12 protein-coding genes are annotated in these 15,405 nt (G+C 69.1%); 4 read left to right on the top strand and 8 right to left on the bottom strand.

The genetic code is table 11. The annotated features are described in order from the left end of the window. Nucleotides 1–50: 50 nt before the first annotated feature. From FJV46_RS06625 to FJV46_RS06595, 7 genes are all read right to left on the bottom strand, one after another. Entirely contained in the window at nt 51–377 is a 327-nt protein-coding gene (locus FJV46_RS06625) for an L-rhamnose mutarotase (protein ID WP_087028776.1), read from the bottom strand. A gap of 29 nt (nt 378–406) precedes the next feature. Continuing rightward, nucleotides 407–1,876, bottom strand: coding sequence for an L-fucose/L-arabinose isomerase family protein (locus FJV46_RS06620; RefSeq protein WP_087028778.1), 1,470 nt, complete (start codon nt 1,874–1,876; stop codon nt 407–409). Nucleotides 1,877–1,954: 78 nt separating this feature from the next. Continuing rightward, the gene (rhaS, locus tag FJV46_RS06615) at nt 1,955–3,019 is read right to left on the bottom strand and encodes a rhamnose ABC transporter substrate-binding protein (protein ID WP_087028780.1); all 1,065 of its coding nucleotides are present in this window, start codon (nt 3,017–3,019) and stop codon (nt 1,955–1,957) included. Between the two features lie 61 nt (nt 3,020–3,080). Continuing rightward, the gene (locus FJV46_RS06610; RefSeq protein WP_087028782.1) at nt 3,081–4,169 is read right to left on the bottom strand and encodes an ABC transporter permease; all 1,089 of its coding nucleotides are present in this window, start codon (nt 4,167–4,169) and stop codon (nt 3,081–3,083) included. A 70-nt stretch (nt 4,170–4,239) separates the two neighbouring features. Beyond that, entirely contained in the window at nt 4,240–5,283 is a 1,044-nt protein-coding gene (locus FJV46_RS06605; protein ID WP_087028784.1) for an ABC transporter permease, read from the bottom strand. Next, entirely contained in the window at nt 5,280–6,833 is a 1,554-nt protein-coding gene (locus FJV46_RS06600; protein ID WP_087028786.1) for a sugar ABC transporter ATP-binding protein, read from the bottom strand. Before FJV46_RS06600 ends, FJV46_RS06605 begins: the two co-directional genes overlap by 4 nt. A 124-nt stretch (nt 6,834–6,957) precedes the next feature. After that, nucleotides 6,958–7,989 carry a LacI family DNA-binding transcriptional regulator gene (locus FJV46_RS06595; protein WP_087028787.1) on the bottom strand — a complete coding sequence of 344 codons (1,032 nt, stop codon included), beginning with the start codon at nt 7,987–7,989 and terminating at the stop codon, nt 6,958–6,960. A gap of 226 nt (nt 7,990–8,215) precedes the next feature. Between FJV46_RS06595 and rhaI the strand changes: the two genes are divergently transcribed. From rhaI to FJV46_RS06580, 3 genes are read left to right on the top strand one after another with little or no spacing between them, the layout of a single operon-like run. Beyond that, complete coding sequence (gene rhaI, locus FJV46_RS06590) at nt 8,216–9,382, top strand: L-rhamnose isomerase (protein WP_087028789.1); 1,167 nt, start codon at nt 8,216–8,218, stop codon at nt 9,380–9,382. 2 nt (nt 9,383–9,384) lie between these two features. Beyond that, nucleotides 9,385–11,466 carry a bifunctional aldolase/short-chain dehydrogenase gene (locus FJV46_RS06585; RefSeq protein WP_239961540.1) on the top strand — a complete coding sequence of 694 codons (2,082 nt, stop codon included), beginning with the start codon at nt 9,385–9,387 and terminating at the stop codon, nt 11,464–11,466. A 1-nt stretch (nt 11,467) separates the two neighbouring features. Then, nucleotides 11,468–12,916 carry a rhamnulokinase gene (locus FJV46_RS06580; RefSeq protein ID WP_232008518.1) on the top strand — a complete coding sequence of 483 codons (1,449 nt, stop codon included), beginning with the start codon at nt 11,468–11,470 and terminating at the stop codon, nt 12,914–12,916. A gap of 52 nt (nt 12,917–12,968) precedes the next feature. On the opposite strand, the gene FJV46_RS06575 is transcribed toward FJV46_RS06580, so the two are convergent. Next, on the bottom strand, nt 12,969–13,388 hold the full coding sequence (locus FJV46_RS06575; RefSeq protein WP_087028794.1) for a DUF2256 domain-containing protein: 420 nt from the start codon (nt 13,386–13,388) through the stop codon (nt 12,969–12,971). Between the two features lie 292 nt (nt 13,389–13,680). Here FJV46_RS06575 and FJV46_RS06570 point away from each other — a divergent pair, with 292 nt between their 5' ends. Next, nucleotides 13,681–15,243: a GGDEF domain-containing protein gene (locus FJV46_RS06570; RefSeq protein ID WP_158250145.1), complete on the top strand. Its 1,563-nt coding sequence runs from the start codon at nt 13,681–13,683 to the stop codon at nt 15,241–15,243. Nucleotides 15,244–15,405 lie beyond the last annotated feature (162 nt).

Here is a 15,405-nt window from a genome sequence, read left to right as displayed (position 1 = left end):
TGCGTCCGCCGGCAGGGAGTACACGGCGTCGGGCCGTCCGGGCACGACGGCTAGAGCTGGTCCTCCAGGTGGAAGACCTCCTCCAGACGCACGAAGCCCTCATCCGGACGACCGCTCAACGCCACGAAGAACGGAGCCATCTCCGCCTGCCACCGGGCGTTCACCTCGGTCGCTGCCATGGCCGCCTGTGCCGCTGCGAAGTCCTCGCACTCCACATAGCCGACCAGGAGCCCGTCAGGGCGGAGGAACAGTGAGTAGTTGTTCCAGCCGGTGTCCTTCAGCGCCCGCGCCATGTCCGGCCAGATCGCCGCATGGCGTTCCCGGTATTCGGCGATGCGCTCCGGACGTACCTGGAGGTGAAAGCAGACGCGTTCCATCAGTTCTCCTTGCTTGATCTGGTGCCCGGTCAGAGGGTGACGTGGCGGTGTCCGACGCCGAGGAGGGACGCGGCCGCCTCGATGTCGGCGGCGCGATGGCCGACGCACAGGGCCCAGTGGTGACCGATCCCGGTCTGGCTCCACTCGTCGACCCAGAGTCCGGGATCACCGCCGAAGTCCACCCGCGAGGTCGTGTTGCCGATCGCGAGCAGCGGCCCGGGCACCACCGTGCCCTCGGAGGTGATGAAGACATAGGAGCCGTCGGGGTCCTGGCCGATCCCGACGGTGGTGACCGGGCCGTGGCGCACATCGAACTCGACCGAGACGCCCCAGCCGCGCTTGCCGTGGAAGACGCCGAGGCCGCGGAGTAACGGATCTGCGGCACTGACGGCAAGGTGCGCCGGCCCGTCGTGCCCCATCTCCACCACGTTGTCGACGAAGTTGAGTGCCTGGATCTCGGTGAAGGACCCGCCCGCTCCCATGGCCTGCGCAGCCAGCATGGCGATCGACGTCCGCAGCTCGTACTCGCCGGCCATGGGGACTCCGCGAGCCGTGAGGATCGAGGCGCCGAGGATCATGCCGGCTCCGAGGCGCTCGTGCTGCTCGCCGGCGAGCCCGCGGTGGTAGTAGGCGAGGGAGTCGAGGTCGAATTCCGCCACGAGCCGGTCGAGCCCGACGGACACCCTGGCGCCCCACGCGAAGTCCTCGTCGTTCACCGACGCGTCCACGGTGAAGAGGCTCCGGGCGAGGGCCATGCGCTCGCGCGCCTGCTCCTCCGTCACCTCACTCACGAACTCGCGCAGGTCGTCGAGCTCCAGGACCTCGACGTGCGAGCCGAACGTGGTGGACACGGTGGTGAGGTCCGTCGAGACGTCGAGCATCCCGGGGTAGACGTGACCCATCAGGCCGTGGCGTGCATGCCGGAGCCTGCCGCGGACCCCGGCGGCATGGACCCACCGTTCGATACGCTGCCATGCGGATTCCTGCGTGAGATGGCCGGAGACGGACCGGAAGGAGATGCCGGCACGTTTGAACACGTTCGCAACCTCGGGGACGGGGCACTGCCCGCAGTAGGCGAGCCATGCGCCGGTGTCGACGTTCGCGTGATCCATGGCCTCCGTGGGCTGCAGGTCGATCACGAGGACCGGGGTCTGTGACCGTTGCGCGATCGGCAGGACCATCGAGGAGGTCAGGTAGGTGGTGAGGAAGATGACGATCAGATCGCAGTCGGTGCGGCGCAGGGTCTCGGCGGCGGCTGCCGCCTCGCGGGCGTCGGAGACGAAACCGACGTCGGTGACCTCGGCATCGAGAGCTTTGAACCGCTTCGTCACGTAGCGAGCGGACTCCCGGAGCTGAGGCAGGAGCCCCGGGAACTGCGGCCAGTACGCACCCAGCCCGCCGGACACCAGGCCGAGGCGGGTGGGCCTGCGGCGGGCCTGCTCGAGGAGACCCGGGAGGGCCGGCGCTTCGATGGGTCCGGTTCGGGCGTCGGCGGTCATGGCGTCTCCTGCAGGGAAGGGAAAGAGGAAGGCGGAACGGGACGGGGCGCCTCGCGGACGCCCCGCCCCGCCCTACGGCTAGAAGTCGTAGTCGTCGATGTTGTCCGCGTTGAACTGCGTGGGCGGACCGACCAGGACGATCCCGTCCTCGCCGATCTCGCGGTCGCCGAGCTCACCGGCTTCGAACGTGTCGCCGGTCTCGCCGGTGATGTCGCCATCGGCCAATGCCTTGCCGGCGAAGGCCGCGACGTAGCCGAGCTGCGCCGGGTCCCAGAGCGCGAACTCGGTGACGGTGCCGTCCTTGACGAACGGGCGCATCTCGTTGGGCAGGCCGAGTCCCGTGAGCGCCACCTCGCCCTTGTACTCGGAGGTGGACATGTAGCGGGCGGTCGCTGCGATGCCGACCGTCGTCGGGGAGATGATGCCCTTCAGGTCCGGGTACGCCTGCAGCAGCCCCTGGGCCTCCTGGAACGACTTCGTGTCGTCGTCGTCCCCATAGACCTTCGCGACGAGTTCGATGTCCGCATAATCCGGGTTGGAGGCGAGCTCCTCCTCCATGTACTTGATCCACTCGTTCTGGTTGGTTGCATTCGCCGTGGCCGACAGGATGGCGATCTCGCCCTCCCCACCGATCTGCTCGGAGATGAGCTCGAGCTGGATGAGGGCTACATCCTTCGCGTTCACCTGGCTGACGAACAGATCGCGGTAGTCGGGATTGGTGTCGGAATCGAAGGCCACGATCTTCGCGCCGGCGGTGCGCGCCTCCTCGAGGGCGGGGCCGACGGCGTCGGGATCGTTCGCGGCGATCACGATCACGTTTGTACCGCGCTGGGTCTCGGCGTTGATGAAGGAGACCTGACTGGACGCGCTGGCGTCGAGCGGCCCGACCACCTCGGAGGACGCAAAGCCGGCCTCCGCTGCGCCGTCCTCGCCGCCCCCGAGCACCACGTCGGTGTAGGGGTTGTTGAGCTGCTTCGGGATGAAGGTGATTGTTTGTTCGCCGTCTGTGCCGCTGCCACCCTCGGTGGCGTCGCCCTCGGACGCGGCGCCCCCGCCACATGCGCTGAGGACGAGCGCGGCACTGGTTGCCAGGGCCGCGAAGGCCGCCCGGCGTCGGGTGGATCCTGAATGGATGAACCTCATTGTTTCTTCCTTTCGATGGGCGCTGGGGACCAGTCGCCGGGTGCGAACCTAGGGGGACGGCCTAGGACAGTGGTGCGGAACGGACACGCCGGGCATGGCGGGCCCGTCGGAGTGCGGTTGGGATGGTGGGAGCCACCACCGACAGGATGAGGAGGGAGCCGGTCACGATGATGAGGACCACCTCGGACACGCGGTCGAGCTTCAGCGCATAGTTGATGGTGCCGATCAGCAGCACACCGGCGAGCACTCCGGGGATGGACCCCTTACCCCCGAAGATCGAGACACCACCGAGCAGCACCGCGGCGATCACCGCCAGTTCCAGCCCGCTGGCGTTGTCGCTGCGGGCACTCGAGTAGCGCAGCGTCCAGTAGATGCCGGCCAGTGCGGACACCGTCCCGGTCGCGAGGTACAGCAAGAACTTGGACTGGGCCACGTCGATGCCGACGAACGTCGCGGCCTCCTTGCTGTACCCGAGGGCGAACAGTCCCCGCCCGAACGGCGTGAAGTGCAGGACGACGGCGAAAGCGACGATCAGCACCACGACCCCGACCATGACGGTGGGGATGCCGGTGCCGCCGAGCTTCGACGTGAAGAACGCCGTCAGGCCGGGAGGGAAGTTCGCCACCGCGTTGTCGCCGATCACCACGAGGGCGAGCCCTCGGAAGAGTGCGAGAGTACCGATGGTCACTGCCAGGGACGGCAGCCCGAGGTAGGCGATCAGCACACCATTGAAGGCCCCGGCGACAAGGCCTGCCAGGACGCAGATCACGAGGACCAGCGCGATCGGCGTTCCCGCCTGCCACAGCACCCCCATGAGAGCACTGGTCAGTCCCGCGATACTGGCGACCGAGAGATCGATCTCGCCCGAGATGATGACGAGCGTCATCGGCAGCGCGATCAGCAGCGTGGGAATGACGTCCAGGAGGAGGAACCCCACCGTGACGGGGGAGGCGAACCGCGGGACGACGATGCACGCGTAGAAAACGACGACGAGCAACAGGTAGATCATCACGGCGTCACGGCCGAGCAGCAGCCGGGCCGCGCCGGTCCGCCCGGTGGGAGCGGCCTGCGTCGTGGTACTGCCCGGGCTGCGCCGACCGGGTCCCGGGCGGCGCTCCGTCCCTGGCCTGGTACTTCCGGGTGCGGCCATGCGTGCGCCTTTCGCTGGGGTCCGCGACGGCCCGTCGCCCGCGGGGAGTATCGTTCGGGCACCGGTGGGGTCAGACATTGCGGGCCTCCGCGATCCTGAGCTTGCGCGCGGCGCGCGCACCGGCAAGACGGTCGATCACGACGGCCGCGAGGATGAGGATGCCGACGATGGCCTGCTGCCAGAACTTGTCCACCCGCAGCGCGGTGAGGGCGCTCGTGATGGTGGTCAGCAGGAGGGCCCCGATCGCTGCGCCCACCACGGTCCCGCTGCCGCCGAAGATCGCGACACCGCCGACCACCGCGGCGGCGACGACGTCGAGCTCGAGGCCCGTCCCCGTCGTGGCACCCACGGAGTTGAAGCGGCTTGCGTACAGGATGCCGGCCAGCCCGGCCAGTGCGCCGTTGACCACGAAGGCCAGGAGGACGCGCCGGGCCACGGGGATGCCGAAGAGTTTCGCCGCTTCCGGCTCGGACCCGATGGCGTAGAGGTCGCGGCCCGGCCGGGTGCCGAGCATGTAGACCGCCACGACGGCCACTACGACGACGGCGATCAGCGTGATCACCGGGAATCCGAGGACGGTGTCCACGGAGAGGTTCCCGAAGGCGTCCGGCCGTTCGCCTGCGAAGTACTGGGTGCCGCCGGCCCACGCGTTGTTGATGCCCCGGAAGATGTACAGGGTTCCGAGCGTGATGACGAGGGCCGGCACCTTCGCGATGGTGATCAGGAGCCCGTTCACCGCTCCCAGCACCGCTCCGAAGGCGATCCCGATGAGGAAGACGAGGATGATCGGCAGCTCCGGGGCGGCCACGAAGACGCTGCCTGTCCCGAAGGCGACCAGGCCGAGGATCGACCCGACGGAGAGGTCGATGTTCCGGGTGATGATGACGAGTGTCTGCCCGACGGCCAGGATCATGAGGATCGTCGCATTGAGCAGCAGATCCTTGATGCCCTGCTGACTGAGGAACAGGGGATTGACGGCCGCCGTGACGGCGACGAGGACCACGAGCGCCAGGATGACCGGAAGCTCGCGGAGCTTCAGGAAGGAGCCGAGGGGAGAGGGCTTCGGGTGCGCGGCCGGCTGGACGGGGGCGGCGCTTCTGCTGTCAAGGCTCATCGCGAGGACTCCAGGGATGCGGTGGCTGCGTGCATGATGGTCTCGGAGGTTGCCTCGGAACGGTCCAGCCTGCCGGTGATCCGCCCCTCCCGCATGACCAGCACGCGGTCGGCCATACCGAGCACCTCGGGCAGCTCCGAGGAGATCATGAGGATCGCGATCCCCCTGCCCGCGAGTTCGGAGATGAGGCGGTGCACCTCACTCTTGGTACCCACGTCGATCCCGCGGGTCGGTTCGTCGATGATCAGCAGCTTTGGGTCCGTCGCCAGCCACTTGGCGAGGACCACCTTCTGCTGGTTGCCTCCGGAGAGCGTCGAGACGGCGTGTTCGGGCGATCCGGACTTCACCTGGAGCCGCCTGCCCCAGGTCTCTGCCGCCTCGCGTTCCGCTTTCCGGCTGATCAGGCCGAACCGGGCGAGCGAGTGGCGGAGCGTCAGGGCGGCGTTGCGCTCGACCGAGAGCTCCATGACGAGTCCCTGCTTGCGCCGGTCCTCGGGCACGAAGCCGATCCCGGCGTCGATGGCGGCCCGGGGGTCCTTGCGTCGGAGCGCTTCACCGGACATCTCCACCGTCCCGGACTCGTAGCGGTCGATCCCGAAGACAGCCCGGGCAACTTCCGTCCGGCCGGCGCCGACCAGCCCGGACAGCGCGACGATCTCGCCGGCACGCACCTCGAAGTCGATGTCGTGGAACACACCGGGCCGCGTCAGGCCGCTCACCCGGAGGACGACGTCGCCCGCCTCCGTCTCTGTCTTGGGGAAGAGGGCGTCGATGTCACGGCCCACCATCTCGCGGACGATCGCCTCGACCGACGTCGCAGCCGTCTCGTGCGTGGCGATGTAGGCGCCGTCCCGCATGACGGTGATGCGGTCACACAGGCCGAAGACCTCATCAAAGCGGTGTGAGATGAACAGGATGCCGCTGCCGGCGTCGCGCAGGCGGCGGGCCACGGCGAAGAGGCGCTCCACCTCGATGCCGCTGAGGGCGGCCGTGGGCTCGTCCATCACGAGAATGCGGGCGTCGAGCGAGATGGCCTTGGCGATCTCGATGATCTGCTGGTCGGCGATCGAGAGACCCTCCGCCACGCGGTCGGGATCGATGGGCACACCCAACTGATCGAACAGCTCCTCGGCCCGCCGGCGCATCTCGACGCGGCTGATGAGGCCGAAGCGGCCTGTGGGCTGCCGTCCGATGAAGATGTTCTCGGCCACGGAAAGGTCGGGGAAGAGCGTGGGCTCCTGGTAGATCACGGAGATCCCCGCAGCCTTGCTGTCGGCGACCGTACGGAAGCTGACGGGCTCACCTGCGACGACGAACTCGCCTGCGTCAGGCTGATGTACTCCCGCGAGGATCTTCACGAGCGTCGACTTCCCGGCACCGTTCTCCCCGACCAGGGCGTGGATCTCACCCGCCCTCAGCTCCACCGTGCCATCCGCGAGTGCCACGACCGGGCCGAAGGTCTTCAGTGCCCCGCGGAGGGAGAGCACGGGTGTCCGGGCCGGATCGATCGGGTCGGTGGCCCCGCTGCCAGGACCATCCAGGTGCGTCATCGCAACTCCTCAGAAAAATGAATCGTTTCAGAGGAACGATCCATTCCGAATAGTAGGCGTGACACAGATCACCGTCAACAGCTCGAGACCGAGCTGTGATCGACCGGTGCGGGGCGTCGGAAGATCACCCGACGGCCCGCACCGCCGCCGTCGTGCTGCCGCGTTCCACCAGCTCGGGGTCGAAGATGACCTGCCGACGTCGGGAGGAAGGGGCCTCGATCTCCTCGAGGAGCAGGTCAACGGCGGTCCGCCCCATCAGTTCCGTGGGCTTGCGGACACTCGTCAGGGGCACCACGGTGGAGGCGGAGAAATCGATGTCGTCGTACCCGATCAGCGCCAGGTCCTCGGGAATGCGGAGCCCGCGGATCAGGAGCACGGCCTGCATGACGCCGATCGCGAGGAGATCATTGGCGCAGAAGATGCCGTCGGGCAGGCCTCCCGCCGCACGGCGTGCGATCGCACCACCCACGTCGCGTCCGGCGAGGACGGTCATGGCATCCGCCTCCACCACCTCGAGCACGGCGTCGTCCTGCTCCTCCACCGCCTGGCGCGCACCCGCCAGCCGGTCGGCCACCTGCCGGAAGTCCGCCTTCGTCCCGACGAACACGATGCGGCGGCGTCCTGCCGCGAGCAGGTGCCGCACGGCCATGTAGCCGCCGGCCACATCATCCACGGAGACCGAACTGCAGCGCCGTTGTGCATCCACGCGGTCCACCAGGACAACCGGCATACCGCGCTTGCGCAGGGCCTCGACGCGCGGACCCACGTCACCCACGGGCGAGATGAGCATGCCCTGGACGCGCTGCTGCTCGAAGACGTCGATGTAGCGGGCCTCGCGCTCGAGGTCCTGCCCGCTGTCGCCCAGCACCACGGTGCTGCCGTTCTCGGCGGCGCAGTCCTCCGCTGCGCGGGCGAGCGACGAGAAGAACGGGTTGCCGACGTCGAGCACGATGAGCCCGATGGTGCGGCTCTGGCCTGCACGCAGCTGGCGCGCGGCGTCGTTCCGCACGAAACCCAGGTGATCGATCGCGGACTGGACCCGCTCACGCGTGGCGGACGAGACGCGTGCGGGATGGTTGAGCACGTTCGACACGGTGCCGACGGCTACCCCTGCCCGATCGGCGACGTCCTTGATGCTCACGGGTCGGCTCTCCATTGATACCTCGGACTCCTCGGTGCTCGGACCCGCCGAACGGACGAGCGGCGGGCTGTTGACACTCGGTCTGAAGCAAGGATAACTTTGAAACGTACCAATGAAACGATTCAAAGGTGCGGCGATTCCACTTCTCCTCCCGAGCCGTCCCCGGGGCGGGGAAGCGACCCGAGAAACTGCTGTCCGGCCTGTGATGGGGCACCCGGACGCCACACGCTGGAGAGAGTACATGACTGTCATCGACGACATCACGCCGGAGCTGGAGCAGCTCGCCATCGAGGTTCCCTCCTGGGCCTACGGCAACTCGGGGACGCGCTTCAAGGTCTTCGCGACGCCCGGCACGCCACGCACGGTGCAGGAGAAGATCGCCGACGCCGGAATGGTGCACAGGCTGACGGGTCTTGCCCCCAGCGTCGCCCTGCACATTCCGTGGGACAAGGTCGACGACTACGGCGCCCTGGCCTCCTACGCGGCCGACCACGGCATGACGCTCGGGACCGTCAACAGCAACACCTTCCAGGACGACGACTACAAGTTCGGCAGCCTCACGCACAGCGACGCCGCCGTGCGGAACAAGGCGATCGACCACATGTACGAGTGCATCGAGGTCATGAACGTCACCGGTTCGCGTGACCTGAAGATCTGGCTGGCCGATGGCTCGAACTATCCCGGCCAGGCGGACATGCGCTCTCGCCAGGACTGGCTGCAGGACTCCCTGCGGGCGGTCTACGACCGCCTCGGCGAGAACCAGCGCCTGGTGCTGGAGTACAAGTTCTTCGAGCCGGCGTTCTACCACACGGATGTCCCCGACTGGGGCACCTCCTACGCCCACTGCCTGCAGCTGGGCGAGAAAGCCCTCGTGTGCCTCGACACCGGACATCATGCTCCGGGCACCAACATCGAGTTCATCGTGGCGCAGCTCATCCGGCTCGGGAAACTCGGCTCCTTCGACTTCAACTCCCGGTTCTACGCGGATGACGACCTGATCGTCGGTGCCGCGGATCCGTTCCAGCTGTTCCGGATCATGGCCGAGGTGGTGCGCGGCGGTGGGCTGTCCCCCGACAGCGGTATCGCCCTGATGCTCGACCAGTGCCACAACCTCGAGGAGAAGATACCGGGGCAGCTCCGCTCGGTGCTCAACGTCCAGGAGATGACGGCGCGGGCGCTGCTCATCGACCGGCCGGCCCTCACCGCCGCCCAGGAGTCCGGGGACGTCCTCGGTGCAAACGCGATCCTGATGGACGCCTTCTACACGGACGTCCGCCCGGGCCTGGCTGCGTGGCGCGAGTCGAAGGGCCTCCCGGCGGATTCGATGGACGCATACCGTGCCAGCGGCTACCAGGACCGGATCAACAGTGAACGACAGGGCGGCCAGCAGGCCGGATGGGGAGCATGAGCGTGACGACGACGACAGGAACGACCACCTCCACCGGTACCGGTGCGAGCGGCGCATCGACGGTCGCCGATCTCATCGGCCGGTCCAACCGCCTCGGTGCCGACAAGCGGAACACCAACTACGCCGGCGGCAACACGTCCGCGAAGGGCGTCGGCACCGACCCCGTCACGGGAGACGACGTCGACCTGCTCTGGGTCAAGGGCTCCGGAGGTGACCTCGGGACCCTGACGGAGTCGGGCCTCGCCGTCCTCCGCCTCGACCGCATGCGCGCCCTGCAGGGCGTCTACCCCGGCCTCGAGCGCGAGGACGAGATGGTCGCCGCGTTCGACTACACCCTCCACGGCAAGGGCGGCGCGGCGCCGTCCATCGACACCGCCATGCACGGCCTCGTCGACGCCGCACACGTGGACCACCTGCACCCGGATTCGGGCATCGCGATCGCCACGGCAGCCGACGGCGAGGCACTCACCGCCACGATCTTCGGCTCGAAGGTTCTCTGGGTGCCCTGGCGCCGTCCCGGATTCCAGCTCGGCCTCGACATCGCCGCCATCAAGGAGGCCAATCCCGAGGCGATCGGCACCATCCTCGGCGGGCACGGCATCACCGCCTGGGGCGAGACGTCCGACGAAGCCGAAGCGAACTCGCTCTGGATCATCGAGACCGCAGAACGGTACATCGCCGAGCACGGCACGGCCGAGCCCTTCGGGCCCGTCCTCGAGGGCTACGGCCCGCTGCCCGAGGACGAGCGCCGGGCGAAGGCCGCAGCCCTCGCCCCGACCATCCGCGGGCTCGCCTCCACCGACAAGGCCCAGGTGGGCCACTTCACCGATGACCCCCGCGTCCTCGACTTCCTGGCCGCCGAGGCCCACCCGCGCCTCGGCGCCCTCGGCACGAGCTGCCCCGATCATTTCCTGCGCACCAAGGTGAAGCCGCTCGTCCTCGATCTCCCGGCCGGCGCCGACGTCGAGAGCTGCCTGCTGCGCCTGCGCGAACTGCACACGGAATACCGGGCCGACTACGCCGCGTACTACGACCGCCACGCCACGCCGGACTCCCCCGCCATGCGGGGAGCCGACCCGGCGATCGTGCTCGTGCCCGGCGTCGGCATGTTCTCCTTCGGCGCCAACAAGCAGACCGCCCGCGTCGCCGGGGAGTTCTACCTCAACGCCATCAACGTGATGCGCGGCGCCGAGGCCGTCTCCACCTACGCCCCCATCGAGGAGAGCGAGAAGTTCCGCATCGAGTACTGGGCCCTCGAGGAGGCCAAACTGGCCCGGCTGCCGAAGCCCAAGTCCCACGCCGGACGCATCGCCCTGGTGACGGGCGCGGCGTCGGGCATCGGCAAGGCCATCGCCACGCGTCTCGCGGCGGAAGGGGCGTGTGTGGTCATCGCGGACCTGAACATCGACAGCGCGGCGGCGGTGGCCGAGGAGCTCGGCGGTGCCGACGTCGCCGTCGGCGTCCAGGCCGACGTCACCGACCCCGCGCAGGTGCGCCAGGCCGTCCAGGCCGCCGTCCTGGCGTTCGGCGGGCTGGACCTCGTGGTCAACAACGCCGGCCTCTCCATCTCCAAGCCGCTCCTGGAGACCACGGAGAAGGACTGGGACCTGCAGCACGACGTCATGGCGAAGGGCTCCTTCCTCATGTCGCAGGCAGCCGCGAAGGTCCTGATCGAGCAGGACATGGGCGGGGACATCATCTACATCTCCTCCAAGAACTCCGTCTTCGCGGGCCCCAACAACATCGCCTACAGCGCCACGAAGGCCGACCAGGCCCATCAGGTCAGGCTCCTCGCCGCCGAACTCGGGGGCTACGGCGTCCGCGTCAACGGCATCAACCCCGACGGCGTGGTGCGGGGCTCGGGCATCTTCGCCGGCGGCTGGGGCGCCAAGCGCGCCGCGGTCTACGGCGTCGAGGAGGACAAGCTCGGCGAGTACTACGCCCAGCGCACCCTCCTCAAGCGCGAGGTACTGCCCGAGAACGTGGCGAACGCCGTCGCCGTCCTCACCTCGGACGAGCTCTCGCACACCACGGGGCTGCACATCCCCGTGGACGCGGGTGTCGCCGCGGCCTTCCTCCGCTGACGTGGACGAGACTGGAACGGCTGTCTTCGCCGCCGTCGACATCGGGGCATCCTCAGGGCGGGTGATCCTCGGACGGCTGACGGAGAAGGGCCCCGAACTCACCACGGTGCACCGTTTTCCCAACGGCGTACAGGTGCTCGACGGCGCACTCCGGTGGGATGTGGATGCCCTGTTCGCCGAGGTGATCGTGGGACTCCGGTCAGCTGCCGAGACCGCGGCGAGCGCCGGCGAGACAGTGCAGAGCATCGGGATCGATACGTGGGCCGTGGACTACGGGCTGGTCGACGGCGACGGCGAGCTGCTGCACCTGCCCTTCAGTTACCGGGACGGGCGGACCGCTGCGACCATCGACGCCGTCCACGCAGCGGCGCCCCAGGAGCAGCTCTACGCGCGGACCGGGCTGCAGTTCCTGCCGTTCAACACGGTGTACCAGTTGGCTGCGGAGCGGTCACTGGACGGGGTGCAGGCCCTGCTGATCCCGGACCTGCTCGCCCATCGCCTGACCGGCGTCCGCCGCACCGAAGCCACCAACGCCTCGACCACGGGCCTGCTCGACGCCGCCACGGGCACGTGGGCCGCCGACCTCTTCGACGCACTGGACCTGCGTCCGGAGGTGTTCCCGCCGCTCGTGGAGCCCGGCACGGTCGTGGGGCAGCTGCTGCCTGACGTCGCCGCGGCGACGGGCCTGCCGGCGCAGACCACCGTCGTCGCCGTCGGCTCGCACGACACCGCCTCCGCCGTGGCGGCTGTACCCGCCACGGGGAGGGACTTCGCCTACATCTCCTCCGGCACGTGGTCGCTCGTCGGCGTGGAACTCGACACCCCGATCCTGACCGATGAGAGCCGCGCCGCGAACTTCACGAACGAGCGGGGCGTGGACGGGACCATCCGCTACCTCCGCAACACGGGGGGCCTCTGGCTCCTGCAGGAATGCCTGCGCGAGTGGAACGCCGAAGGACCGCTGCCGGATCTGGCCGGGCTGCTCGGCGCGGCGGCGGCCCTGCCTGCCGGAGGGCCTGTCATCGACGCGGACAGCAACGACTTCCTGGCGCCCGACGGCATGCCGGCACGGATCCGGAGCGCGGCGGGCGACCTCCCCACGCGGGAAGCCGTGGTGCGATGCATCCTGGACAGCCTCGCCGCAGGCTACGCCCGCACGCTGCAGGACGCGGCGCGGCTCTCGGGTCGCCGTATCGGGGTGATCCACATCGTCGGGGGTGGCTCCCAGAACTCCCTCCTGTGCCAGCTGACGGCGGACCGTACGGGCATTCCGGTCGTGGCCGGACCTGTGGAGGCGACAGCCCTGGGGAACGTCCTCGTGCAGGCCAGGGCGGCCGGCCTGCTCGAGGCGGGGCACGGCCTCGCCGGCATCAGGCACGCAGCGCGCGCCGCGGCGACTACCGACCGCTACGAGCCCGTACCCCGGGCAGCACTGACGACGGCGGGCTAGCCCCGGACCGGAAGCCTGCGGCAGTCCCTGCCAGTGGGCCGGGTGCCGCCGGTCACCGCGGCCGCCGGAGGGTGACCGGGCCCTTCGCGGTGGACGGATCGACGACGACGCCGCGCTGGATCATCTCGGCGAGCCCACGGTTGACCAGGCGGCGGGCCGCGCTCCTCGCCGGCTCATGCAGCGAGCCGGCGTCGCGTTCGAGTGCCGCGGCCGCCGCCGCCGGGTCCACACCGGACCCGCGGGATCCTGCGGAGAGGTGTTCGAGGAGCCAGCCCTCCAGGGCCGAGTCGACGGCACGGATCTTGCGCGCCCTGCACGCATCGCTGCAGTAGGCGATGTCCGCCCAGTGACGCTCCCACTTCTTCCGGTACTCGATACGGCGCCCGCAGGATCGGCACGTCTTCACCTCGCGCGGCGGCTCGGGGGACCTCAACGCCCCGCCACTCCGGCCGCCACCGCTGCTGCCCGCCATCACCCCACCGTCTTCCACCCGCACAGCGCCCGTCGGTCCCCTCGGGCTGCGGGTACCCACCCAGCATAGGCACCTGCGTGTCGGGGCTGGAGGGCGCGCTGCGCCACTGCCGGGGTCGGGGACTCCTGCGTGCTCCCGAGTCGGCGCCGCCAAACCCTTGAGGCTGCGGACCGGACACGGCAGACTGGTCCTGCCGGTCTCACGCGGCACGTCAGCGCAGTCCATGGTCTCCACGGTGGTCTCGGAACAACTGTTTCGCCTCTCGGCGCTGCCACGATCACTGGGAGCGCGCATGACGAAGCTCGACGCCGCCACGGAGGGTGGTTCGCTGCTCCTCGCACAGGAGCGGGACCTCATCGGCGCGCTCGAGGATGCGGAGATCTGCATCGACCTGCCTCGCGCGGTGGCGGAGGCCGCTGCCATCCAGGCCGTCGCGGAGTCGCTGGGGCGAACCGACGTCGCACTGTGGGCCGAGATCACGAAACTGGATGCGCTGGCTCGCAGTGACGGCACACGGGACGCCGTGGCGCGGGGTACGGGCGTTCTCGCGTGGGCCACCGAGCAGGGTGATGCGAGGCTCGCCAGTCGGTGCCACGCGCTTCTCGGAATGATGAACATCATCGCCGGGCTCTCGGGCGCAGGTGCTGAACACGCGACGATCGCCGTGACCCTGCTGGACGGCACCGAGCGTCCCAGGCTGCGGGCCAAACTGCTGACCCGCCAGGCCGTGGGGCTGTTCGCGGCGGGCCTACCCGGGCATGGCTTCGATGTCTCGCGCCGGGCTATGCTCCTCGCCGAAGACCTCGACGATCTCGAACTGATGGCCCAGCTCGCCTCCAATGCCTACCATGCCGCGATGGACGAGCTGATGCAGGACGAGGCGGACAGCTGGGTCGCGACGATCGATCGGGTGATCGAGGCGGCACCGGAACTGGAGGCCGGACTGAGTGACGTCCTCATCCGCAGCCACGTCGCAGCCGGGCGGCCGGAGGACGCCCTGGTGGTCCTCGACCGGTACGGGATGGACGCGACCCCTGCTTCCCAGCCCGAACTCCGGGCCAGCCGCAAGCTCCTGCTCGCGCAGATCCACCTCGGGCTCGGGAACCTCGACCTGGCCCTGGAGTCCCTCGACGAGGCCCAGGAACTGATCGAGTTGCACGAGCTGGAGGACATCGGGGCCTCCGTCCTGGAGGAGCGGGCGACCCTCGCCGCAGCGCAGGGAGACTTCCAGCGCGCCTACGAACTGCATCGCACGTTCCACGGTGCAGCCCGGAGGCGCTGGATCGAGGCCCGCCGGTCCGAGGTGGATCACCGGTTCGCCGAGCAGAACGTCACCGAGGCGATCCTGCGGGCCGAAGAGGCCGAAGCCGCCGTGGCCGTCGACCCGCTCACCAGGATCCCCAACCGGCGGTGGGTCGAGGACTCCCTCCCGGACATCATCAACTCCTGGCAGGTGGACGGTGGCCCCGCCGGCGCCCTCGCCATCCTCGACCTCGACCACTTCAAGCTGGTGAACGACCGCTACGGACACGCTGCGGGCGACGACGTGCTGGTCGCCGTCGCTACGTGCCTGCAGGAGTGCCGCGGGGTCCGCCACGTCGCCCGTATCGGCGGCGAGGAGTTCCTCCTGGTCCTCGACCGCGACGCCGATCAGCAGGGCGTGGTTCTCCAGGTGCTGGACACACTGCGTGAACTCCGATGGCCGCACATCCATCTCGGTCTGTGCCTGACGGCGAGCATCGGTATCGCCCGCTGCACACCGGGCACGCAGACCGCCGGCCTCCTGCGCGAAGCCGACCGGAATCTCTACCGAGCCAAACGGGAGGGCCGGGACCGCGCCGTCGGGCCCTGGTAGGCCTACGCCCCTGGCCGGGGAGTCGGTGTTCCTCATTCACCCCCCCGCCAGCCGCTAGGCTCTTCCAAGGCCCTCGTGAGGGCGCCCGAGCAGGGACACCGACAGCGGTATCGATTGTGACATCGACAGTGACAGTGACAGTGACAGTGACAGTGACAGTGA

It is taken from the genome of Arthrobacter agilis, from assembly GCF_006494655.1.
Classification (GTDB): Bacteria; Actinomycetota; Actinomycetes; order Actinomycetales; family Micrococcaceae; genus Arthrobacter_D; species Arthrobacter_D agilis.
The sequence above is the reverse complement of the archived record's forward strand: the minus strand, read 5'-3'. Positions and strand labels throughout refer to the sequence as shown.